Origin of the sequence: Vibrio sp. L3-7 (assembly GCF_963898195.1) — a bacterium.
GTDB classification, from domain to species: Bacteria; Pseudomonadota; Gammaproteobacteria; order Enterobacterales; family Vibrionaceae; genus Vibrio; species Vibrio echinoideorum.
This window is the reverse complement of the sequence record NZ_CAWQUW010000056.1, coordinates 236,209-259,689: the sequence shown is the minus strand read 5'-3', so window position 1 is coordinate 259,689 and position 23,481 is coordinate 236,209. Positions and strand designations below refer to the sequence as shown.

Here is a 23,481-nt window from a genome sequence, read left to right as displayed (position 1 = left end):
TGCTCCGGTAACCACTCAGTGATTCGTGGAAAATAAGACTAAAGCCCATCCACCGTGATGGGCTTTACTGTATCTCAACATGGGTACATCAACATTAGTACATCAATATTGATACCTCAGCCTTGAGAAGCAATAACCACTCGATATACCCAATGAAAACACAAGCAAAGCTACCGTTCCCACGCAATGAGCTTTACACTTAACCAGCGTCTCAATAGGTGAAAATATGGAACTCATTCTCTCTCTGCTGCAACAAACCTGTGTCTACTTAGTGATTGCTTACATGCTAAGTAAAACCCCTCTAATTCTCCCTTTGTTGAGCATCTCTTCGCGCTTAAGTCATAAAGTCAGCTGTTACGTTCTATTTTCCCTATTCTGTATTATGGGCACCTATTTTGGATTGCAGATTAATGACGCAATAGCTAACACTCGAGCAATGGGTGCCGTGATGGGCGGCCTGTTTGGTGGCCCTGTCGTTGGCTTTGCCGTCGGCTTTACTGGCGGAATTCATCGTTACTCATTAGGCGGCTTCACAGACCTCGCTTGTGCTATTTCAACCACAGCGGAAGGCTTGATTGGCGGTCTATTACACGTTTACTTAGTCAGAAAGAACAAAGCCAGCCAGTTATTTAATCCATTGGTTGTGTTCTCGGTGACCCTTTTTGCAGAAATCATTCAAATGCTGATTCTGCTAGCGGTCGCAAAACCATTTGAGCAGTCCTATGCGCTAGTCTCCGATATAGCCGCGCCAATGATCATCGCGAACTCAGTGGGTGCAGCGCTGTTCATGAGCATCATCCAAGACCGAAAAACCATCTTCGAGAAATACTCAGCGACTTTCTCACGTCGCGCATTGACCATAGCCGAGCGCTCAGTGGGTATTTTGCATGGCGGATTCAATTCGGATAACGCGCAAAAAATAGTGCGGATCATTTACGAAGAAACCAATGTTGGTGCAGTGGCGATAACCGACCGAGAAAAAATTCTCGCTTTCGTCGGCATTGGTGATGAACACCATATTCCTAATACGCCTATTTCATCACAGAGCACGCTTACCTCGATGGAACAGAACGACATCATCTACCTCGATGGCAAAGAGAATCCATACCAATGCTCCCTATCACAAGATTGTAAATTGGGTTCTGCGCTGATTATTCCATTGCGCGCGGGTAATGAAGTAGTCGGAACCATCAAGCTGTATGAGCCTAAAATGAAGCTATTCTCGACCATCAATATGTCGATGGGTGAAGGTATCGCTCAACTGCTGTCGAGCCAGATCCTGTTCAGCAACTATCAGCTGCAGCAAACACTACTCACCCAAGCTGAAATAAAGCTACTGCACGCACAGGTGAACCCACACTTTTTGTTCAATGCACTTAACACCATCAGTGCGGTAACACGTCGCGATCCAGATAAAGCACGAGAGTTGATTCAGCATCTATCTCACTTCTTCAGAAGTAACCTAAAGCAGAACATCAACACCGTGAAACTTAAAGATGAGTTGGCACATGTGAATGCTTACTTAACCATAGAGAAAGCGCGCTTTACTGACCGATTAGAAATCGAATGGGACATCGACCCGCAACTGTATGAGGCTCAACTGCCAAGCTTTACCCTGCAACCACTGGTTGAGAACGCCATCAAGCATGGTATTTCAAACATGCTCGAAGCCGGCCAAGTGAAGATCTATAGCGAAGCTTTCGAGGGTGGATTCAAGCTGATCGTAGAAGATAACGCAGGGACTTACCAGAAACCGTCTCAAGACCATGCAGGTTTGGGAATGGAGATTGTTGATAAACGACTCACTAATTTCTTTGGACAAGATTCCGCACTAAAAATAGAATCTCAACCACAGCAATTTACTCGAATGAGCTTTATCATTCCTATTACAAGATAATTTTAAGAAGCTAACTAAGAATCCAGCAAGGATAGAATCAACATGAAGATTGTAGGATGTTAAAAGCATTAGTTGTCGACGATGAGCTTTTTGCTCGCGAAGAGTTGATTGAGCTACTCACTGAAACTGGAGAAGTGGAAGTGATTGGCCAAGCAAGCAACGCGATTGAAGGACTTAAACAGATCAATCTACTCAAACCTGATGTGGTGTACTTGGATATTCAAATGCCTCAGGTGACCGGGATTGAACTGCTAAGCATGCTTGACCCAGACACCATGCCTTACGTGGTATTCGTGACCGCCTACGACCAATATGCGATCCAAGCGTTTGAGGATAATGCTTTTGACTACCTACTTAAGCCAGTTGAACCCTGTCGATTAAATAAGAGTGTTTGTCGTCTTAACAAGGTCATAAAACAAAACCAGAAAACACCGGAACAAGATATCTCTGCGATTGCTCCCTGTCACTTAGAGCAAATCCCGTGCATCGGCCATAACCGTATTGTGATCATGGCAAGCCAAACGGTCGAGTGTGCTTATTCCGATATCAGTGGTGTTCATGTTCGTAGCTCATCACAAACAGCAACATCGCAGTTAACCCTAAAGATCTTGGAAGAAAAAACCGACTTAATCCGCTGTCATCGACAATACTTGATCAACATAAAATCGATCCAAGAGATCAAACTGTTAGAGAATGGGTTAGCGGAGATCATCACGTTGACCGGTTTTGAAGTGCCTGTCAGTCGTCGCTATCTAAAAGCCTTAAAAGAGCAGCTCGGTCTCCAGTAACCCGTTAGAAATTCGACGCCTTATTCTAAAGCGCGATCAAAAAAGCCAACGCATCAACGTTGGCTTTCTACTGTTTGCAAATCGATGGTGTTTGCGAATCGATAGTGTTTACGAATCGATAGTGTCACGAATCGATGGTGTCACCAATCAATAGATATTAGTCGACTTGCTTAATCTGTAGCTCTTTAGGTACTTCGAAGAACATGTTCTCTTCACGACCTTGAATCTCTTCAACCTCAGTTGCGCCTAACTCACGAATACGATCTAAGATTTGATGTACCAGCTCTTCAGGAGCAGAAGCACCCGCAGTCACACCAATTTTCTGTTTACCTTCAACCCATTCAGTCTTAATGTCTTCTGGGCAATCCGTTAGATAACCTGGTGTGCCTAGCTTTTCAGCCAACTCTTTTAAGCGTGTTGAATTAGATGAGTTCTTAGAACCTACAACAATCACAACATCAACCTCACTTGCCATTTCGCGAATTGCGTCCTGACGGTTTTGAGTCGCGTAGCAAATATCGTCTTTACGTGGTCCTTGAATCTCAGGGAACACTCGACGTAATTCTTCAATTACATCCGCCGTCTCATCAACGGATAGTGTTGTTTGGCTAACATAGTGCAAATTACTTGGATCGTTCACCACTAGACTCTGTACGTCTTCAGGCCTTTCAACCAAGTACATACCACCCGTTTGGCTAGCGTACTGACCCATGGTGCCTTCAACCTCAGGGTGACCTGCGTGACCTATCAGTACCACTTCCATATGTTTGCGGCTCGCACGAGCTACCTCCATATGAACTTTAGTCACCAAGGGGCATGTTGCATCAAAAACGGTGAGTTCACGCTCTTTCGCTTCTTTACGAACAGCCTGAGATACACCATGAGCAGAGAAGATCACGATGTTATCGTCTGGCACTTCACTTAACTCTTCGACAAAAATAGCACCACGTTGCTTTAGCCCTTCAACAACAAAGCGGTTATGCACCACTTCATGGCGAACGTAGATCGGTGGCTGGTACATTTCGAGTGCGCGCTCTACGATACTGATCGCACGATCGACACCGGCACAAAAGCCACGAGGGTTAGCTAACATTATTTTCATTTCATTGCTCATCATTTACCGCAGTACTAGGGTTGTTTCTATAAAGTTCGCCATCAGCGATGGCTCGCATTCTACAGTGAAGCGTCTAGACAGTGAAGCTCTGGGTTACATCGCAGCTGTAAGACGATGCTACTCTGCCGTTAAGATAGCTACTGCGCCGCAAAGAAGTTATTCCACCGCTAAGATGTTGACGTCAAACGTAACGTCTTGGCCTGCTAGTGGGTGGTTAAAATCAACGGTCACTGAATCACCAGCAATCTCAGTGATAATACCAGGAATCTCCATACCATCAGGGCCTGAGAATGCCATGATAGTGCCAACTTCCACTTCAGAATCACCAACAAATTTTGCACGATCCATATGATGGATGTGATCAGGGTTTGGCATACCAAAGGCATCTTGTGCTTTCAATTCAATCGATTTTTCAGTGCCTGCCTCAAGCCCTATTAAGCATTGCTCAAAGTTCTCACTTAGGCTGCCATCACCCATGACGAACTTTGCAGGTTTGCCCATATTTTCCGTGCTATCGGCAACTGAACCATCCTGCATTTTAATCGTAAAATGTAGAGTTACTGCTGAATCATTTTTAATTGCTGCCACGTTACTTTCCTTAGATTTCTTTATTATTTGAAGGGGCATTCTGTTTTGCTCCCTTATTAAGAGCAGCATAAAAAAAAGCGCCGTCGGAATCAACCGACAGCGCTTAGGGCTATTCTAATCTGTGAGTCATAGACTGACTTTAAGGCCATCTATTTCAAAGTAGTTCACTTCAGAACTACTGAATTCAGGTCGACTAACTTCAGACCTCGTCACTTCAGAGTAAGCTATTTGCTTTCATCTTTCTTACGAAAACCATCTAGGATGATCATCGCTGCACCAATACAGATTCCCATATCGGCTAAGTTAAACGCAGGCCAATGGTAAGTACCCCAGTAGAAATCTAAGTAATCGACAACAAAGCCGTGTACTACTCGGTCAAATACGTTACCGACAGCGCCACCAATAATGATCGCATAAGCAATGTTATTCCACTTCTCAGCTGCAGGTAACTTACTCATCCAGTAAGTCAGCATCCCCGTTACCGCAAAGGCGATACCAGTAAACAACCAACGCTGCCAACCACTTTGGTCACTCAAGAAGCTAAATGCTGCGCCGTAGTTATGAACATACAAAAAGTTAAAGAATGGCAGCACCTCAATGCGATTTGCCCAGCCATAACCCATGTTGTCCATGACGAAAAGTTTGATGCCGATATCTGCAACGAAAACCAGCAGAGCCAACCATAACCAACGCACGCCAGATTGTTTTAACGAAACTTCACTCATTTCTATTCCTAGTATTTACGAAGCCGGTACCCATTTAATCATCCTTGTTAAGGGAGGATGAGCACTCAACTCGGTTAAACACATTTCCTATAATTAAAAATAACCCCAGTTGATACTGGGGCTATGATTTTTACAAAAAGTTCAGTCTTTCTCTGAGTCGTTATGCGAACTTACGCACTTCGCCTTCACCGTCGATGTTCGACACACAACGACCACAAATTTTCTCGTGACCTTCAATTGTGCCTACATCTGGAGTGTGGTGCCAGCAACGGTCACACTTCTCAGCTTCAGTTGCTGCAACTTCAACGAATAGACCTGCAACGTCTGTCGCTTGAGCAACGTCAGATTTCTCGCTTAGTGGCTTAACAACAGCAGTTGATGTGATAAGTACGAAACGTAGCTCATCTTCTAGCTTGTTGATTTTAGCCGCTAACGCGTCGTCAGCGTATAGAGTCACTTCAGCTTGCAGTCCGCCACCGATCGTTTTCTCTTTACGAGCATCTTCAAGAAGCTTGTTCACTGCGCCACGAACTGACTGGATTTCAGTCCAGAATTCGTTGCTTAGTTCTTCGTCATCAGCAAGACCAAATAGGCCTTCGAACCACTCGCCTGTGAATACAAACGTGTCGCGCTGCTCTCCAGTTGGTAAAGAGCTTGGCATCTCGTTCCAGATTTCATCTGCAGTGAACGACATGATAGGCGCCATCCAACGAACTAGAGCTTCTACAATGTAGTAAAGCGCCGTTTGACAGCTACGTTGAGCATGGCTGCCCTGTTTCGCTGTGTACTGACGGTCTTTAATTACGTCTAGGTAGAAAGAACCCATTTCGATAGAACAGAACTGCATTAGACGTTGAGTCACACCGTGAGTGTTGTACTCACCGTATGCTTTAACAATCTCTTCTTGTGCAGCTTGAGCACGGCCAACAGCCCAACGATCAAGTGCTACCATTTCTTCAGCAGGCACTAGGTCAGTTTCAGGGTTGAAACCGTTCAAGTTCGCTAGGAAGAAACGAGCCGTGTTACGAATACGACGGTATGCATCAGCAGAACGCTTAAGGATCTCATCAGAAACCGCAACTTCGTTAGTGTAATCCGTAGAAGCAACCCATAGACGTAGAATATCGGCGCCTAGCTTGTTAGTTACATCTTTAGGAGCAACAACGTTACCGATAGATTTAGACATCTTACGGCCGTTACCATCAACCACGAAACCGTGCGTTAGCACTTGCTTGTATGGTGCTTCGTCTTTCATCGCGATAGATGAAATCAAAGATGACTGGAACCAGCCACGGTGTTGGTCAGAACCTTCAAGGTAAAGATCAGCACTGTGCGTTCTTTCTTCATTCGGGAAGTTGTACTCTTCACGTGAATCCACAACAGAGAAGTGCGTTACACCTGAGTCAAACCATACGTCTAGCGTATCAAGTACTTTCTCGTACTTGTCAGCGTCTTCAGCACCCATCAGTTCAGCAGCATCTACATCCCACCAAGCTTGAATGCCTTTTTCTTCCACAAGCTTCGCTACTTTTTCAATAAGAGCTGGGCTATCTGGGTGAAGTTCGGATGTTTCTTTATGAACGAACAGAGCAATTGGCACACCCCAAGTACGTTGACGAGAGATACACCACTCAGGGCGACCTTCGATCATACCTTCGATACGGCTTTGACCCCATTCTGGCATCCATTCAACACTCTTCGTTGACTCAAGTGCTTTTGCACGTAGGCCAGCTTGATCCATAGAGATGAACCACTGCGGTGTTGCACGGAAGATGATTGGAGTTTTATGTCTCCAACAGTGTGGGTAGCTGTGCTCGTAAGCATGGTGATGCAATAGTGCACCTTTCTCTTTTAGAACTTCTAAAACAGAATCGTTCGCTTTGAATACATGCTGACCAGCGAATAGCTCAGTATCTGGCAGGTAAACGCCATTTGAACCTACTGGGTTAGCGATTTCTAGGTTGTATTTCTTACCAACCACGAAATCCTCTTGACCGTGACCAGGCGCAGTGTGAACCACACCTGTACCAGAATCAGTTGTTACGTGATCGCCTAGAACGGCAGGAACAGTAAAGTCGTAGAACGGGTGGTTGAACTGAGAAAGCTCAAGATCAGCACCAGTAGCAAAACCAAGGTTATGGAAGTGCTCGATACCTGCACGATCCATAACGTCTTTTGCTAGTTCAGAAGCAACAACGATACGTTGAGTTGGCTGTTCGCCATTCGCTTCAACTTGGATAAGTACGTATTCAAGATCATCACGTAGACATACTGCGCGGTTCGCCGGCAGAGTCCATGGTGTTGTTGTCCAGATAACGATAGAAATTTCGCCTTGACCAGCGTGGCCTTCAGCTAGAGTAAATTTCTCTAGAAGAGCCGCTTCGTCAGCTGCAGAAAATTTCACATCGATAGATGGAGAAACTTTATCTTTGTATTCAACTTCAGCTTCAGCCAGAGCAGAACCACAGTCAGTACACCAGTGAACAGGTTTGAAACCTTTAAGAAGGTGGCCTTTGTCTGCGATTTTACCTAGAGAGCGAATGATGTTCGCTTCCGTGCCAAAATCCATAGTGCGGTAAGGTTTGTCCCATTCGCCCATGATACCAAGACGTTTGAAGCTCTCTTTTTGACCTTCAACTTGGCCCGCAGCGTACTTACGACACTCTTCGCGGAATTCAGCTGCTGAAATCTTCTGACCAGGCTTACCTTTCTTCTTCTCAACCATTAGCTCGATTGGAAGGCCGTGACAGTCCCAACCAGGGATGTACGGCGCATCAAAGCCAGAAAGGGTCTTTGATTTGATAATAATGTCTTTAAGAATCTTATTCAGTGCGTGACCAATGTGAATATCGCCATTCGCGTATGGAGGGCCATCATGCAGTACGAAAGATTTTTTGCCTTTCTTTGCTTTACGGATCTCGCCGTAAAGATCTTCTTTGTACCAACGCTTCAGCATTTCTGGTTCACGATTTGCCAGATTGCCGCGCATTGGGAACCCTGTTTCTGGTAAGTTCAGGGTATCTTTATAATCACTCATCGATTCTTAATTCCGTTATATTGGGCGAAGTTAGACATTATGTTAATCGGTGGAATCATCCGACTAATTCTTTAGCTGAAGCAGCCACACCCTTGCGGCTTCAGCATCCAATTCTATTTGATTCTTTAATGCGTCGAACGATTCAAATTTTATCTCGTCGCGCAGTTTGTGTAAAAGTCGTACTTCTAACTGTTTACCATATAAATTGGCTTTAAAGTCAAAAAAGTGCACTTCTAATTGCTGCCTTACGCCATTAACCGTTGGTCGTTGTCCAATATTAGCAACGCCACCGACAGGAACACCGTCGATATCCAATGCTTCAACAACATACACTCCCGACACAGGAGAAACACAACGCTTTAATGGAATGTTAGCGGTAGGGAAACCGATAGTTCTCCCTAGTTTTCGACCATGGGACACTCGACCACTAATACTGTAGTCACGCCCTAACATGGTAGCACTGGCAGCCAAATCATCGACCGCTAATGCATTTCGTATCTCAGTACTGCTTACTCGTAATTGGTTTAAGCAATAGCTTTGGGTGCTGACCACCTCAAAACCATATTTTTCACCCGCCTGTTTGAGCATGGTAAAATTGCCGGTACGACCTTTGCCAAAACAAAAATCGTCACCAACCACTAAGAACTTTACACCAAGCTTATCAACCAGAAGATCCTTAATGAATGCTTCTGCGGATAAACTGGCAAAATACTGATTAAAATTAACACACAACAAGCGACTGATATCTAGCTTGCTCAGTTGCACGTACTTATCTCGTAAGCGAGTTAAACGTGCCGGAGCTCTACCTCGGGCAAACAACTCCATAGGCTGCGGCTCAAACGTCATGACAACAGAAGGGAGCCCTAGTGCTGCAGCTTGTTTAGAAACCTGACTCAGAACCTCTTGATGTCCTAAATGAACACCATCAAAGTTACCTATGGTTAATACACAGCCATGATGCTGCGCTTTAATATTGTGTATACCTCGGATCAGTTCCATTATGATCAGCTAAAACCTGTTATTTACATCATTTATTGTGTGAAACCGACGGATTATATACTAATCAGTATTAATCTGTCGCTGCTTTTAAATGTTTTACTCGGATACCTAAAACCAGTATCGAAACAATATAAACAAAGCCACCAAGTCCAATCAAGCCTGTTAATGTCAGAGCTCTCTGGCTGAAACCCCATTCAAGCCACTGTTGCATATTATCCAACTGCCATAAAATAGCCGCAACCATCACCACACCCGAGATAATCAACTTGGCACTAAACAACAAGGTTGTCTTAGATAATTGATACACACCCGCAAGATGCAATCCACGATATAACAACGCCATATTCACGAAAGCGGACAATGCTGTCGCTATCGCCAAGCCGACATAGCCATAGAAATACGCAAAGATCGCGTTGAACACCATATTGGTGACCATGGCGATAATGCCGTACTTAACGGGTGTTTTGGTATCTTGGCGAGAGTAATAGCCCGGAGCCAATACCTTGATTAGCATAAAGTTAAGCAAACCTGACGCGTAAGCCACCAGCGACATTGACGCTTGATGCACATCATGCGGGGAAAACTCACCACGCATGAACAACACCATCAACATTGGCTTAGCTAAAACGATGAGACCCAACATAGCAGGAATACCTAGAAGCAAAACCATGCGTACGCCCCAATCCATCGTTTGGGAGAAACCTTCATTTTGAGCATCGACGTGTTTACGGGATAAAGCTGGAAGAATCACGGTTGCAATCGCAATCCCGAACAGCCCCAATGGGAATTCGAGTAATCGGTCTGAGTAATACAACCAACTGATTGAACCAGTCGCTAGGAAACTGGCGATAAATGTGTCGAATAATAAGTTGATTTGGCTAACTGATACACCGAACAAAGCTGGGATCATCAAGGTGCGGATCTTAACTACGCCAGGATCTCTCCAACCCCACTTCGGCTTAACCAATACACCCGCTTTTATCAAAAATGGCATTTGGAAAAGAAATTGGACTAATCCCCCAAGAAACACACCGATGGCTAAGCCAATTTCAGGTTGTTCCAAATTAGGAGAAATAAACCATGCTGCGCCGATGATCATCACGTTCAAAAACACAGGCGTAAAAGAAGAAACAGCAAACTTACCCAATGTATTGAGGATCGCACCAGACAAAGCAACAAAGGTAATAAACCACAAATAGGGAAAGGTAATTTTGAGCATAAAGCTCGCAAGCTCAAATTTTGGTGCTGCTGGGCCATCATTAAGCCAGTCGATAAACCACCCCGCGCCAAACATTGCGGTAATAACTCCAGAGCCTAATACCCCAAGCACCGTCACAATGGAAACCAACACCCCAAGTGTACCGGACACCTTTGCTATCAAGTCTCGAGTTTTATCTTTATCACCTGCGGCGTGATATTCCGTTAATACCGGCACAAAGGCTTGAGAAAAAGCGCCTTCGGCAAAAAGTCGACGTAAAAAATTAGGAATTTTATTCGCGAAGAAAAATACGTCGGCACTCGCTCCTGCCCCCATCAAATTTGCGACTACTACATCACGTACTAGCCCTAACACACGGGAAACAAAAGTCATTGCACTGACAATCAGGCCTGACTTTAATAGTCGTTTACTCACAAAAACCTCTGACACTGGTTGATTACTTTCAAGCAAGGATAAAGACTATCCTATCCTTAGAAGCATAATTATTAGCATTGGTCTAAAAATGCTGTTAGAATCCCCGCCATCTTAACCGCGATAACCTTTCCATACCAAAATTTGTTTTGGCTACGATTGGTTTTTGCACAAATCATTTGACAATTAAGAGTTAAAGAGGGATAGTCCTCGCCCTTAAATTGTCACCGAACTAAGTTTTTGGGAGTTAGACCCTTGGCAAACAGTAAATCTGCTAAGAAGCGCGCTATCCAAGCTGAGAAACGTCGCCAGCACAATGCTAGCCGTCGTTCTATGATGCGCACTTACATGAAAAAAACTATTGCAGCTATTGAAGCTGGCAATAAAGAAGCTGCAACTGCTGCTCTTGTAGAAGTTACACCTCTTCTAGACCGCATGGCGACTAAAGGCCTTATTCATAAGAATAAAGCTGCACGTCATAAGTCTCGTTTCGCTGCTGCAATCAAAGCTCTTTAATAGAAATTTGATTACAACGCAAAACGTAAAAACCGGCCTTGGCCGGTTTTTTTATATCTAAAATTTGGCGAATACTTTTCTAAGTCTTACTAATAATTGTCTAACTCTCACTAATAAATAGCGACACTTCCTTGTGCCGGCCTTATTTCTGATGGGAAATGAGCTAATCCACCAGCAACAAGCTACTTGCAGTACATACCATGCAGTAGGTTAATCATCGCTTTTACTTCTTCACTGCTCAATGTGTAATACACCGTCTGAGCCTCTTTACGAGTTTCGACCAAACCATCTCTTCTCAACCACGCAAGGTGTTGAGATAAAGCAGACTGACTCAGTTCCAACTTACCACACAACTCCCCAACCGACAGCTCAGTACCATGTAATAGGCACAAGATCTGTAAGCGACGCTCGTTGGCCATGGCTTTGAGTAGAATCACAGCTTGTGCTGAGTTCTTCTCCATCTCTTTTAAGTTCATAGTTTGGCTCCCTACAACCTTTACGCCAACTACGGGCTATCAGTATTTCCGGCATATGGTAGGGTTATGATAATCGATATCAATTCATTAACAAACAATCTCACTCGAACAATTTGCTAAAATCTGCGTCACATACATTTTTTACTGCTGGATGTTGGATCATCCTCTCAGCAAATATGACGTAGTACTCCTCTTTTAACTCTTCAATACCACCCAACAACTGTAGTGATGTGTCTTCTTCAACTTCAGACATATAGAGTGTGGGAGCTAAGAAAATGGCGTCATGATGATAACGAGCAAAGGCTTTCATCAATGCAGCATCATCAAACTCACCTAAAATATCAGGCTTAAGCCCTTGTCTATCGAACCATTGCAGAACTTTACGCCCCATAGAAGTTCGGCTGCCCGGGATTAACAGTTTTCTTTCTTCTAATACAGCGGGGAAACTCACGTCTTCGACACTGCCTGAACAGAAAAAACTCATACCACTCTCGCCTAGTTTTTTACTAAACAAGCCTGGGCTTTGGCTAGAATCAACAGGACAATCAGATAAGATCATATCAAGCTTATGTTGAGAGAGTTGTTCCAAAAGCATTTCATGGGTAGATTCAAAGCAGCGTAAATGAATACTGTTATCTGAAGGGATGGTCGACATCAGAACTTTGCTGACGAGCCTTTTGGACAGAGCATCCGCAACGCCAACATCAAACAAAATATTTGAGTGTTGGCTGTAATTCACAATATCCAGCATTTCATAACTCAAACCAAACATACGGTCTGAATACTTAAATACCAACTGACCCAGCTCAGTCGGCTCAACGCTGCGCCCATTCCGCTTAGTTAACTTGCCATCCATACGCTCTTCTAACGCTTTTATCTGACCTGTTACCGTTTGTGGTGTTAAAAATAGAGCTTCTGCAGCTTTAGTGACAGAACCTTGTTTGCAAACCATCCAGAAGTAATAAAGGTGGTTATAGTTGAGGTGCGACATAGATGTGCCGTAATGAAAGAGTCGATACCCTGTTATACCAAATATGACACTCCCACTCAACAAACTCGGAAAAACCTAACCTAAACACCCATTACCACTTATTTTATCGAAGTGTGTGATTTCATAATGTAATATTAAGGCGATTATTTTCAATTTTTTTCTAACTTTTAAGATCTATATCACTCATTAAAATCACCAATAAAGATCATCTAAAACAGTCACTTAAATCACCAACATTTGCTATTAAAATATTTAAACAGCAAATCATCACAAAAAAGTCTTACCTACACCAAAATGTAATATTACTGAAATATTTCCCCTCTAACATCACGCTCAGATTAAACAAACAGACCACACTCAGACTTAAACGGTCCAATGGAGAAAACATTATGAACCAAGCTACTACTGCAGCAGCGCCTATTTCGAGCTCTACTCGTTGGCTACGCTGGGCTAACTTGGCATTCATGCTTTACCTACTATTACTTTCAGTTTCAATGGTAGGTACAGGCTTCAAATGGGCAACAGGCGAACAAGCAAAAGTTCTTTTTGAATTTGCTTCACACCCAGTTGCAGGCTTAATGATCGGCTTAGTGGCAACAGCACTTATTCAATCATCAAGTACAGTTACTTCAATTATCGTTGGCCTTGTGGCAGGTGGTTTACCTGTTGAGCTAGCAATTCCAATGATCATGGGTGCCAACATTGGTACAACCGTAACCAATACGCTAGTTAGCCTTGGTCATGTCCGTTGTAAAGTAGAGTTCAAGCGTGCCTTCGCAAGTGCGACTATTCACGACTTCTTTAACCTATTGGCTGTCGCTATCTTCCTACCATTAGAAATGGCATTTGGTATTCTAGAGAAAATTTCTCACTGGTTAGTATCACCGATGCTAGCAACAGGTGATATGAGTATGGGAGGTCTAAACTTCATCAAACCAATCACTAAACCTGTAGTCAGTGCGATTAAAGAGCCACTATCAACGTTTGGCGACACTGTAGGCGGTATCATGCTTATCGTTCTTGGTATCGCAACAATCTTCGTAGCTATCACGGTAATGGGCAAGCTAATGAAGAGCCTAATGGTTGGTCGTGCTCGTGAGATTCTAAAGAACGCAATCGGTCGTGGTCCTATTCACGGTATCGCTTCTGGCTCTATCGTTACTATCCTTGTTCAGTCTTCTTCTACGACAACAAGCTTGATGGTTCCACTAGTAGGCTCTGGCGTTCTAAAAGTACGTGACGTTTATCCTTTCACTTTGGGTGCAAACATCGGTACTTGTATTACCGCTCTATTAGCAGCAACAGCAGTATCTGGTGAGTTTGCAGTATTCGCCCTACAGATTGCTCTAGTACACTTGGTGTTCAACATCATGGCAACGGTATTCATCTTTGGTATTCCGTTCCTACGTGAACTTCCTGTGAAAGCATCTGATATTATTTCTGACATGGCAGTGAAAAACAAAGCTGTAGTGGCTGGTTACCTTGTTGCGGTATTCCTTGTACTGCCTGGTACCGTGTTAGCACTTACGGCTTAATCGCTAAATAATTCGATAGCTTAACCGCTAGCAAGACACATCGCTTATAGTAAAGCCCGCAACCTAGGTTGCGGGCTTTTTCTTTTCTAAAAGCAGGCATCAAAACAGATGAGGGGGGCGAGTAAACGAGTGGCGAAGAGCAAAAACAGATACGAAGTGATACCAATAGAGTAACGAAAGGCATCGCTTTCAACATTATCTTATATAAGCTCTTCGTGCCCTGTATCTCACATCCCGATTATCCGCATCTTCAACAATTATTTAAAGACCGCTTACTTACCCTGCTCGTTACGAAGGTACATGATGGCAACCATACCAAAGCCGATAAATTGCCATAAATATTGTCCGTCGCTTGCGCCTGTGATGGTTTGCGTGAAAGCCATACAACTGGTCACAAACAGAGAGGTAAAGGCAGCATAGAGTAACCATGGGCGTTCTTTTCCAACCATAAACTCACCGGCAAGTACCGAGCGAATAACCAGTAAAAACGGAACACATTGCAAAGCAATCAGAATCGGGAACATAAAATCGAATGTTGGACTCAGTAGAGCATGACCGATTTGGCTCTTGTCCCAAGTTCCTACAATATAACCTTTCCAACCTGCCCAGGTATCTCCAGCATAAGCGGTATCTGGCGTGACAAAGCCAAGTACAACGCCCATCACTTTATCGATAAAGCCATTTTTGAACCAAAAGACGAATAAAAAGATCTGAATTGGAATGATCTGAAAAGCAAACTTCTTCAACATGTGTGTACCCCAAATAATTAATGATTTGGTGACCAGTATGTGGAAGTCGATGTTTTTACGCTTGATGCAAGGCAATCGAGCCTAAGTCCAAACAATAATCAAACATGTTGAGAAGCCTGTTGGCACAAGGAAACCTTGCGGAAGAGCCGTTACTATTAGCGGTAACTCAACGTCTTCACTTCAGAGAGGATTTTGTGGTTTAGGAAAGGTTTGTTTTTTATAAAGATTCAATAAGATCAAACAGTTGACCATTATACTCTTTTTTCACTTCGGTATAGCGCTGATAGTTGTATTGCGAACCTTCAGGGTTATCCGACAGCTTGTCAGCCACACTAAGTAGATAAAAACTGATTGGGCTAGGTGTACTTTCGGCCGCATAAAAAAGGTAAGGGAAAGCTTGATTGGCATGTTGGTTGATTAACAATGCAAGACCCAACGTAAGGTTGGCAATATCACAACGTGGATTCATCTCGAAGGCTTGCTTTGCCAGTTGCAGTGCATGTTCGCGATCTTCTTGCTCATGACTTTGCAAATAAGACAAAGATTCCGAATACGACAATAAGGCATTGACCAGATAATTGTCTCTCCCTTGCTGTTGAATCGTATCCAACTGAAGTGCGATATCTGCAAATGGCTGTCCACCTTTACCTTGGTAGAAAAGCGATATTCCCTCTGAAATAACCTTCCAATCATCGTAGTTATCAATAGAAGTCACACGATGACTGACGACACCGTATTCTGAACTCATTGGGGCAATAATGGCTTTAATCTCAAGAATTACATCCCCAATGGCATCAAAGAAGTTGTCTTGGCTAAAGCTCTTTTCCACTTTCTGACTTTGATTGGGCTGGCGGTTGTTTTGTATCAGCACGCTCAGTACATAATCACTGCCCTTTTGCTTGAGCCAACCTTTGAGTTCGACACCATTATTGGCAAGTGATTGCTTGCCCTGTTTCGATAGCTGAGAGAAGTGGTAACCCGATAAATTTCTCGCTGAGTTCAGCCCGTAGAATAGGTAGTTGTACACGCTTTCCGACATCTCATAATCGTCCGCAGAATCGAGTGTTATGTCATGGATATAAACGGGAATCACATCACTTTGAGGCGCAGAAATAACAGCTGTGTCATTGGTTGAGACATCAATTTGCCACGCCCAAGTTGCTATTAAGCCAACAGAGAATACTGCGGTTGTAATCAGGGCGATGGTTTTCTTTTTCGAATTAGCAACAAAAGGTTTAGGCTCAGATTCAGGTAGAGAGGCGTCATCAACGGAAGTTGGTTCGACACTCGGCTGAGTCACCTCAACATCGAACAGGTAACCTTGCTTAGGAATGGTCTGAATGATGCGATACGGGCGTGACTTATCTTGAAGCTGACTGCGCAGTAAGCTGATGACCTGTCTAACCAAGTTGTCAGACACTTGAGTTCTTTGCCACACATCCGCCGCTATCTGCTGCGTACTAACCACTTGCCCGCACTTGTCGATGAAATAGCTGAGCAGCCTTGCTTGTAGTGGCTCTAAATGAATCTCTTCACTATCAATCACCAACTGGTTTTTATCAGGGTAGAAAGAAATAGGAAAGTCGTGTTGCAATACAAAGCAATGCGAGCGAGTCATAGTAGTTCTGTGGTTAGAAAAGACCACTCAAGATTATTGGTTTTACGAATAGTAAGCAAGCCAAGCATCAGAAATAAAAAAGGCTGCGCAGAGGCAGCCTTTCGATAAATCAGTCAATCAAACAAAGCAGATTAGATTAAACCGAGAATGGGTACTTAATCGCTTCGTGGCATTCGTAGCCTTCAACCCAGAAGTCATCCATCGTCACCCACGTTTCCAAATCTTCTAGAGACTTAATCTCAGGATTGATATGGAATGTTGGCCCCACTAAAGGCTCACGCTTCAACTGGATATCACGCATAGGTGCGAGTTGATCTTCGTAGATATGAGCATTAACTAGCTTATGGTAAGCCACACCCGCTTTCTTGCCCGTGATTTGCGCCATGATTGCTAGGAACACATACACTTGAACCATGTTGAAGTTCAGGCCTAGAGGGACATCACAAGAGCGCTGAGTACTGTTTAGGTACAAAGTGTCACCAAGTAGAGAGAAGTGGTGGCTGTACATACACGGACGCAAACAACCCATGTGGAACTCACCTGGGTTATAGAAGTTTAAGATCTCGCCGCGGTCATCAATGCCGTTTGTTAGATCATCAACAATCTTCTTCAGTTGGTCGATATGACCGCCGTCAGGTTTTGCCCATGCACGTCCTTGAACGCCATAAACACGGCCCATGTCGTCTTCACCCTTGCGGTAAGGGTTATTTAGCCATGCTTCATTCAGGTTAGAATTCGCATCCCAAGTTTTAGTCCCTAGCTTACGAAAATCTTCAGCATTGTCGTAACCACGGATATAGCCAAGCAGCTCAGCAACTGCGGCTTTCCAAAAACTTTTACGTGTTGTTACCAGTGGGAATTGGTTATTACCTACATCATATTCAAGGTCAGCATTGATTACGGTTAGGCAGCGCTTGCCTGTGCGTTCATTTTCAATCCAAGTACCGTCATTAACGATACGCTGACAGAGATCTAAATACTGTTTCACACCAATTCCTTACTTCGTTTGTTGTGGTAATTCATCTTTGTAGTGACCACGCTTGTATGCCCAAACCATCATCAGCACACCGATGATAACCATTGGCAGTGACAAAATTTGTCCCATAGAGATAAATCCACCGAACAAACCTAGCTGAGCATCAGGTTCACGTACGTATTCAACTAGGAAGCGGAATGTACCATATCCTGCTAGGAATAACCCTGATACAGAGCCAAGAGGACGAGGCTTTTTGATGAACCAGTTCAAGATGAAGAACAGTACAATACCTTCAAGCGCCATTTCATAAAGCTGAGATGGGTGACGAGGGAGTGGACCACCGTTAGGGAATACAATCGCCCATGGCACATCAGTCACACGACCCCATAGTTCACTGTTCATGAAGTTGCCCATACGCCCCATACCTAAACCAAATGGAACCAATGGTGCAATCATGTCTGCGACACCAAAAAAGGTTCGACCGTTCTTTTTGGCATACCAAAGCATCGCGGTGATCACACCAAGCAAACCACCGTGGAAAGACATACCGCCAGTCCATACCTTAAATAGGTAGAGTGGATCATCAATGAAAAGGCCAAAGTTGTAGAAAAGTACGTAGCCAATACGACCACCAAGCACCACACCTAGAAAGCCAGCAAACAGTAGGTCTGATACTTGCTCTCGAGTCCAACCACTACCGGGTTGATCAGCTCGGCGATTTGCTAACCAAAGAGCAAACATAAAACCGACAAGATACATTAGGCCGTACCAACGAACTGAGATTGGTCCTAGTTCAATAAGAACAGGATCGATATTTGGGAATTCGATAAAACCCTGAGACATACTTGGCTCTCTATCTAAAATTGAATAACGGTTAACTCAACAGCTAACAGAAAAGACACTACAGCAGCATAGTGGCTGCTATAAACATTAAAAATACCGCAAAGAATTTCTTCAACACTGGCGTTGGCAATTGAGTGGCCAGTTTAGCGCCAACTCGTGTGGTCAGTACTGAGGTACAAGATATCGCTATCAAAGCCGGTAGATAAACATAACCCAAGCTATACGCCGGAAGATCATCGACAGAAGAGCCATGCCAAATAAAGCCTAGCATTCCCGAAATCGCGATAACACAACCACATACAGAGGATGAGCCTACAGCTTTACGCATTTCCACACCGTGATGGTTAAGGAAAGGCACCGATAAAGAACCACCACCAATACCAGCCAAACTTGAAACCAAACCAATACCGCCACCACATAACATGGTTTTAGCTGAACCCGGCATCGACTTTTGACTCTTAGAGCGGATCGACAACAGCATCTGCAACGCCAATACTAAGACAATCACACCAAAGACTTTTGGCAGATATTGAGCAGGAATAACGTCGGCGACAAAAGAACCTAGGAAACCACCAATCACCACGCCAGGCATCAACCACTTAACGACAAAAAGCTCCACATTACCCAATTTTAAATGGTTAATCGCAGACGATCCTGAGGTAACAATAATGGTTGATAACGAGGTTGCCAATGCCATTTGCATCGCAAACTCTTGAGAAATACCCGCTTTAGGAAGCAAAAATAGCAAGGCAGGAACGACCAGCAAACCACCGCCAATGCCTAGCAAGCCCGCTAAAACACCAACAATAGCACCAAGGCCCGCTAACAAGCCTATCAGTTCATATGACACGTTAAATCCTATTTTTTACCTGCTCGAATGAAGCCTGTAAATTCACGCTCTTCGAAATAGTTCAGCATCATACTATAGATGTCACTACCATATGGTTTTGAAAGCGCTCTATTTGCCAAATCCTGTAATTCACTCAAGTTAGATTGGCGAATCAAATATTTGGTCCTCGCGACATTCGAGGTATTCATACTTAACGTCTCATACCCCAACCCAATCAGTAACAACGCGCCCATAGGATCACCGGCTAGCTCGCCACAAATACACACAGGTAATTGATGTTGCTTACAAGTATCGTGAATTTGTTTTAATGCCATGATCACCGCAGGGTGCATTGATTCATAGACATCGGATACTCGTGAATTGTTCCGATCAACCGCTAATAAATATTGAGTTAAGTCGTTGGTACCGACTGAAACAAAGTCGACCTTATCAGCAATCAGCGGCAGTATGTAAAGCATTGATGGCACTTCAATCATGATACCAACGCGAGGCATACGCACTCGGTTATCAAGCTGATGCACTTCGTCATACGCTTGTTCAATAAGTTGTAGCGCGTCATCCAGTTCCTGAGCACCAGAGATCATCGGCAGTAAAATACTCAAGTTATGGCTTTCACAGCTCGCACGTAGCATGGCACGTAACTGAATAATAAAGATGTCAGGATGATCGAGCGTAAAACGAATACCACGCCAGCCAAGGAATGGGTTGTCCTCTTCGATAGGGAAATAAGGTAAGGCCTTATCGCCACCGATATCGAGTGTACGCATCACCACTTGCTTCTCAGGGTAGCTCGCTAACACAGAGCGGTATTGTTTAAACTGTTCGTCTTCTGACGGGAACCTCTGCTGTAACAAGAAAGAGATTTCCGTTCGATACAAACCTACGCCATCAACCCCTTGGTTAATCGCAATATTGGTATCAGCGCTCAAACCCGCATTAAGCAGAATCTCTACCTGTAGATCATCTTGTGTTTTTGCGGGTAAGTATAATTCTCGGTTGACCATAGAAGAGAGCTCGCCTTCTTCTAAAATCAGCCCTTGGTATTCACTGAGCAAGTTTTGAGTCGGCTCAATAAAGATCTCACCGCTATACCCATCAACAATGGCTTGCTTGCCATTCGCTTGAGCAAGGTTGAGATTAACTCCCATGACAGAAGGAATGCCAAGAGCACGAGATAAGATCGCCGCGTGAGAGTTCGCCGCCCCCTCTAAGGAAATGACAGCCAACAGCTTTTCTTTTGGAATCGACGCTAAAACAGAGGCCGTTAATTCACGGACTACCAGAATAATAGGCTTATCTAATGTGCGGAGTTCATGCTCAGAGTTATGAAGGAAATACAGCAGCCTTTGTCCGAGTTCTCGGATGTCTTGCGCTCTCTCCCGAAGATAAACATCAGACATACGAGCAAAACGGTTAGAGTAACTCTCAACAACTTGCCTTAATGCCCAATCGGCTTTATCGCCTTTCTGAATTTGGCTTTTAAGATCCTTGCGCAACATGGGATCGTTGAGTAAGTGAGTAAACAGGTCAAAGATCGCCAACGCGTCTTTATTGATTTCGCTGTCCAAGCGCTTGCGCATTCGCTTAAAGTCATTGAGAGCATTTTCGACGGCGACTGCCAGCAACTCATGTTCTCTTTCAACATTAAGCGTAGATGCAGGATAAACATCGGTTAATTCAGGCTGCGTGTTGTCCCACCACAAATCACCAATCGCAACGCCAGATGACGCAGCGATACCTTTCGTCGCAGGCAACTTTTGTTGTTCTAATAACCAATGACCTTGGGTTTGGGCGTGCGCCACAATAACCGCAAGCTGTGCAGAGAGAGTGACAAGGAAAGACTCTTCCATCTCACTGAATAAACGAGGGGACTTTTGTTGAATAACCAAAACGCCAAGCACTTGCTTGCGATGGATAATCGGAGTGCCTAGAAAAGAGTGATAAACCTTCTCTCCAAGCTCTGGAAAAAACTTATAAGCAGGGTGAGCAGACGCTTGTGCAAGGTTGATAGGTTCAGCACTTCTCTTAACAAGGCCAACCAAGCCTTCGTCAAAACCAATGTGAATACTATTACCTTTGAAGATCAGGCCTTGAGTTGCCATCAACTCAAGACGCTGCATATCATTATTTGCCAAATACACGGTGCAACATTCCGTCTGCATCGCACTGCATGTCTCTTTAACTAAAATATCAAGAGCCGTCGACACATCTTCAACTCTTGATACGTGTTCAACTATTTCCCTTAGTTGACTGAGCATGCTTTAACCTCTACGCAATTTGCGTTTTCCTTTTGTTTTTCGCTCTTTAAACGGCATTGCTAAAGATGCGAATTCTTTCATCGCTCGACGGTAAACATCTCGCTTGAAAGAAACAACTTGTCGAACTGGGTACCAGTAACTCACCCAACGCCAACCATCAAACTCAGGTGTACTTCCACGCTGCATATTGATATGCGATTCATCGCAATCTAAGCGCAAAAGGAACCACTTCTGCTTTTGTCCAATACAGACAGGTTTAGAATCCCACCGAACCAGTCGTTTGGGTAGCTTATAGCGTAACCAATGACGACTTGTCGCGACGATCTTTACATCCTTTTTAGTAAGGCCAACCTCTTCATACAACTCGCGGTACATTGCCTGTTCCGGAGTTTCACCTTCATCGATTCCCCCTTGAGGGAATTGCCATGAATGTTGCCCGTATCGTTTAGCCCAGAAGACCTGACCATGGTTGTTACAGATTACAATACCAACATTTAATCGGTAACCATCGCCATCTATCACTGGCCAACCTCTATCCAAAATTTTTAATTACTCTGATTTTTCCACATATCCCCAATCGGAGCAAACTTAGTGACGTGATAAGCGCTATATTTATGAATATTAACTAGGAATATGGATAAGTTTTGCTCAAATTCTAGTTACCCACACAATAGTGAGACATAGACCACATTTATTCACCTTTTCTGTGAATAACTATGTGAAGAATTCCCCGCAATCGTTTTTTTTAATCCATAGATTCATCAACACTTAAAGTAACAAATCAAAACCAACAGATTTAAATCATTTAAAATCAATGAATTAATCAATATAATTACAATTTAAAGAACCATTAAAAAACAAAGGATCTTTTAAAAATAGAGCGTGGTTAAAGATCAACCACTCCGGTGTTTATCCACACTGACAAGGCAAAGATTCATTTTACCCCCCATTTAGCAAGCATTTTATCCACCACAAACCCCTGTTCATTTATACACTAAATTAATATTTCAATTAATTACCTTTATGTCCTGTGGATAACCATGAGTTTGATCCCTTTATTAATAAGGAGATCATTTCTTAACCAGTCGTCATATGGTGATAACTTCTGGTAAAATCGTTTTTTTGATCATGCCTTTTATTATGAAACCAGAACCACAAACTCAACAAGAGCTGTTAGACAGAGCGTATGCTATTGCCGGAATGACCTTTAAAGAGCTAGCCGATGAAGCCGAGATGGCAATACCAAACGACCTTAAGCGTGATAAGGGTTGGGTTGGGCAATTATTGGAATGGCATTTGGGTGCGCCAGCTGGCAGTAAGCCAGAACAAGACTTTGCCAAACTAGGCATCGAGCTTAAAAGCATCCCGATTGGTTATTCTGGAAAACCTCTCGAAACCACGTTTGTTTGTGTCGCCCCGCTCATAGGTGTGCAAGGCATAACATGGGAAACTAGCCACGTTAGAAATAAACTGTCTAAAGTATTGTGGATCCCTGTTGAAGGCGAGCGAGAGATCCCGTTGGCAGAAAGACATGTCGGGTCGCCATTATTATGGGCACCAAGCAAGGCCGAAGACGAGATCCTGAAAAGAGACTGGGAAGAGTTGATGGAGTTGATTGTGTTAGGAAATGTAGAACAGATCACTGCGAGGCATGGAGAAGCACTGCATTTGCGCCCAAAAGCGGCAAACAGTCGTGTGTTAACGGAAGCTTATGGTTCTAGTGGTAAACCCATCAAGACTAAACCTCGTGGTTTTTACTTACGGACTCAGTTCACTCATAAGCTGCTTACGACACATTACGCATAGAGCTTTTTATCTAGCATAGATAGACAAAACTATCAGTATGTTACAAACAGCCTGTAACTAGAATTAACCTCTAGCTACAAACGCT

20 protein-coding genes are annotated in these 23,481 nt (G+C 43.8%); 5 read left to right on the top strand and 15 right to left on the bottom strand.

Annotated elements, in window-relative coordinates:
• The first annotated feature begins 226 nt into the window (after window positions 1–226).
• Together AACW75_RS22810 and btsR are read left to right on the top strand one after the other, a co-directional pair.
• Complete coding sequence (locus tag AACW75_RS22810) at window positions 227–1,897, top strand: sensor histidine kinase (protein WP_145569846.1); 1,671 nt, start codon at window positions 227–229, stop codon at window positions 1,895–1,897.
• A gap of 56 nt (window positions 1,898–1,953) precedes the next feature.
• A complete protein-coding gene (gene btsR / locus AACW75_RS22805; protein WP_017072881.1) occupies window positions 1,954–2,685 on the top strand; it encodes a two-component system response regulator BtsR in 732 nt (243 codons plus the stop codon).
• 157 nt (window positions 2,686–2,842) lie between these two features.
• Here btsR and ispH read toward each other — a convergent pair whose 3' ends face one another.
• The 6 genes from ispH to murJ all read right to left on the bottom strand — a co-directional run bounded on the left by ispH (window position 2,843) and on the right by murJ (window position 10,781).
• On the bottom strand, window positions 2,843–3,799 hold the full coding sequence (ispH, locus tag AACW75_RS22800) for a 4-hydroxy-3-methylbut-2-enyl diphosphate reductase (protein WP_145569933.1): 957 nt from the start codon (window positions 3,797–3,799) through the stop codon (window positions 2,843–2,845).
• A 156-nt stretch (window positions 3,800–3,955) separates the two neighbouring features.
• On the bottom strand, window positions 3,956–4,387 hold the full coding sequence (fkpB, locus tag AACW75_RS22795; RefSeq protein ID WP_017072879.1) for an FKBP-type peptidyl-prolyl cis-trans isomerase: 432 nt from the start codon (window positions 4,385–4,387) through the stop codon (window positions 3,956–3,958).
• Between the two features lie 224 nt (window positions 4,388–4,611).
• Window positions 4,612–5,112, bottom strand: coding sequence for a signal peptidase II (lspA, locus tag AACW75_RS22790; protein ID WP_010434837.1), 501 nt, complete (start codon window positions 5,110–5,112; stop codon window positions 4,612–4,614).
• Window positions 5,113–5,272: 160 nt separating this feature from the next.
• Entirely contained in the window at window positions 5,273–8,149 is a 2,877-nt protein-coding gene (ileS, locus tag AACW75_RS22785) for an isoleucine--tRNA ligase (RefSeq protein ID WP_145569848.1), read from the bottom strand.
• Window positions 8,150–8,212: 63 nt separating this feature from the next.
• Window positions 8,213–9,148: a bifunctional riboflavin kinase/FAD synthetase gene (gene ribF / locus AACW75_RS22780; RefSeq protein WP_017072877.1), complete on the bottom strand. Its 936-nt coding sequence runs from the start codon at window positions 9,146–9,148 to the stop codon at window positions 8,213–8,215.
• Window positions 9,149–9,218: 70 nt separating this feature from the next.
• A complete protein-coding gene (murJ, locus tag AACW75_RS22775) occupies window positions 9,219–10,781 on the bottom strand; it encodes a murein biosynthesis integral membrane protein MurJ (protein ID WP_050546189.1) in 1,563 nt (520 codons plus the stop codon).
• Window positions 10,782–11,033: 252 nt separating this feature from the next.
• Here murJ and rpsT point away from each other — a divergent pair, with 252 nt between their 5' ends.
• A complete protein-coding gene (rpsT, locus tag AACW75_RS22770) occupies window positions 11,034–11,294 on the top strand; it encodes a 30S ribosomal protein S20 (RefSeq protein WP_012603273.1) in 261 nt (86 codons plus the stop codon).
• 182 nt (window positions 11,295–11,476) lie between these two features.
• Here rpsT and AACW75_RS22765 read toward each other — a convergent pair whose 3' ends face one another.
• Both AACW75_RS22765 and nhaR read right to left on the bottom strand, forming a co-directional pair.
• Window positions 11,477–11,770 (bottom strand): ArsR/SmtB family transcription factor, encoded by a 294-nt coding sequence (locus AACW75_RS22765; RefSeq protein ID WP_009848443.1) that lies wholly within the window; start codon window positions 11,768–11,770, stop codon window positions 11,477–11,479.
• 100 nt (window positions 11,771–11,870) lie between these two features.
• On the bottom strand, window positions 11,871–12,761 hold the full coding sequence (nhaR, locus tag AACW75_RS22760) for a transcriptional activator NhaR (protein ID WP_017072875.1): 891 nt from the start codon (window positions 12,759–12,761) through the stop codon (window positions 11,871–11,873).
• A gap of 389 nt (window positions 12,762–13,150) precedes the next feature.
• Between nhaR and AACW75_RS22755 the strand changes: the two genes are divergently transcribed.
• The gene (locus AACW75_RS22755) at window positions 13,151–14,296 is read left to right on the top strand and encodes a Na/Pi symporter (RefSeq protein ID WP_017072874.1); all 1,146 of its coding nucleotides are present in this window, start codon (window positions 13,151–13,153) and stop codon (window positions 14,294–14,296) included.
• 272 nt (window positions 14,297–14,568) lie between these two features.
• On the opposite strand, the gene AACW75_RS22750 is transcribed toward AACW75_RS22755, so the two are convergent.
• The 7 genes from AACW75_RS22750 to rppH all read right to left on the bottom strand — a co-directional run bounded on the left by AACW75_RS22750 (window position 14,569) and on the right by rppH (window position 22,112).
• Complete coding sequence (locus tag AACW75_RS22750; protein WP_065207252.1) at window positions 14,569–15,045, bottom strand: hypothetical protein; 477 nt, start codon at window positions 15,043–15,045, stop codon at window positions 14,569–14,571.
• A gap of 217 nt (window positions 15,046–15,262) precedes the next feature.
• On the bottom strand, window positions 15,263–16,663 hold the full coding sequence (locus tag AACW75_RS22745) for a winged helix-turn-helix domain-containing protein (protein WP_145569849.1): 1,401 nt from the start codon (window positions 16,661–16,663) through the stop codon (window positions 15,263–15,265).
• A gap of 136 nt (window positions 16,664–16,799) precedes the next feature.
• Window positions 16,800–17,651 (bottom strand): thymidylate synthase, encoded by an 852-nt coding sequence (locus tag AACW75_RS22740; RefSeq protein ID WP_065681767.1) that lies wholly within the window; start codon window positions 17,649–17,651, stop codon window positions 16,800–16,802.
• A 9-nt stretch (window positions 17,652–17,660) separates the two neighbouring features.
• Window positions 17,661–18,482 (bottom strand): prolipoprotein diacylglyceryl transferase, encoded by an 822-nt coding sequence (gene lgt / locus AACW75_RS22735; RefSeq protein WP_004735021.1) that lies wholly within the window; start codon window positions 18,480–18,482, stop codon window positions 17,661–17,663.
• 58 nt (window positions 18,483–18,540) lie between these two features.
• On the bottom strand, window positions 18,541–19,332 hold the full coding sequence (locus tag AACW75_RS22730; protein ID WP_145569851.1) for a sulfite exporter TauE/SafE family protein: 792 nt from the start codon (window positions 19,330–19,332) through the stop codon (window positions 18,541–18,543).
• An 8-nt stretch (window positions 19,333–19,340) separates the two neighbouring features.
• A complete protein-coding gene (gene ptsP / locus AACW75_RS22725) occupies window positions 19,341–21,590 on the bottom strand; it encodes a phosphoenolpyruvate--protein phosphotransferase (RefSeq protein ID WP_145569853.1) in 2,250 nt (749 codons plus the stop codon).
• A 3-nt stretch (window positions 21,591–21,593) separates the two neighbouring features.
• Window positions 21,594–22,112 carry an RNA pyrophosphohydrolase gene (rppH, locus tag AACW75_RS22720; protein ID WP_009848435.1) on the bottom strand — a complete coding sequence of 173 codons (519 nt, stop codon included), beginning with the start codon at window positions 22,110–22,112 and terminating at the stop codon, window positions 21,594–21,596.
• Between the two features lie 618 nt (window positions 22,113–22,730).
• Between rppH and mutH the strand changes: the two genes are divergently transcribed.
• Complete coding sequence (gene mutH, locus AACW75_RS22715) at window positions 22,731–23,396, top strand: DNA mismatch repair endonuclease MutH (protein WP_102550912.1); 666 nt, start codon at window positions 22,731–22,733, stop codon at window positions 23,394–23,396.
• Window positions 23,397–23,481: the final 85 nt, after the last annotated feature.

Excerpts from the sequence above, each read along its gene's own strand:
- lspA (WP_010434837.1), bottom strand. The coding sequence starts at position 5,112 with ATGAGTGAAGTTTCGTTAAAACAATCTGGCGTGCGTTGGTTATGGTTG.
- AACW75_RS22750 (WP_065207252.1), bottom strand. The coding sequence starts at position 15,045 with ATGTTGAAGAAGTTTGCTTTTCAGATCATTCCAATTCAGATCTTTTTA.
- ispH (WP_145569933.1), bottom strand. The coding sequence starts at position 3,799 with ATGAGCAATGAAATGAAAATAATGTTAGCTAACCCTCGTGGCTTTTGT.
- ptsP (WP_145569853.1), bottom strand. The coding sequence starts at position 21,590 with ATGCTCAGTCAACTAAGGGAAATAGTTGAACACGTATCAAGAGTTGAA.
- ileS (WP_145569848.1), bottom strand. The coding sequence starts at position 8,149 with ATGAGTGATTATAAAGATACCCTGAACTTACCAGAAACAGGGTTCCCA.
- AACW75_RS22765 (WP_009848443.1), bottom strand. The coding sequence starts at position 11,770 with ATGAACTTAAAAGAGATGGAGAAGAACTCAGCACAAGCTGTGATTCTA.
- AACW75_RS22745 (WP_145569849.1), bottom strand. The coding sequence starts at position 16,663 with ATGACTCGCTCGCATTGCTTTGTATTGCAACACGACTTTCCTATTTCT.
- ribF (WP_017072877.1), bottom strand. The coding sequence starts at position 9,148 with ATGGAACTGATCCGAGGTATACACAATATTAAAGCGCAGCATCATGGC.
- nhaR (WP_017072875.1), bottom strand. The coding sequence starts at position 12,761 with ATGTCGCACCTCAACTATAACCACCTTTATTACTTCTGGATGGTTTGC.
- AACW75_RS22810 (WP_145569846.1), top strand. The coding sequence starts at position 227 with ATGGAACTCATTCTCTCTCTGCTGCAACAAACCTGTGTCTACTTAGTG.
- lgt (WP_004735021.1), bottom strand. The coding sequence starts at position 18,482 with ATGTCTCAGGGTTTTATCGAATTCCCAAATATCGATCCTGTTCTTATT.
- btsR (WP_017072881.1), top strand. The coding sequence starts at position 1,954 with ATGTTAAAAGCATTAGTTGTCGACGATGAGCTTTTTGCTCGCGAAGAG.
- mutH (WP_102550912.1), top strand. The coding sequence starts at position 22,731 with ATGAAACCAGAACCACAAACTCAACAAGAGCTGTTAGACAGAGCGTAT.
- AACW75_RS22755 (WP_017072874.1), top strand. The coding sequence starts at position 13,151 with ATGAACCAAGCTACTACTGCAGCAGCGCCTATTTCGAGCTCTACTCGT.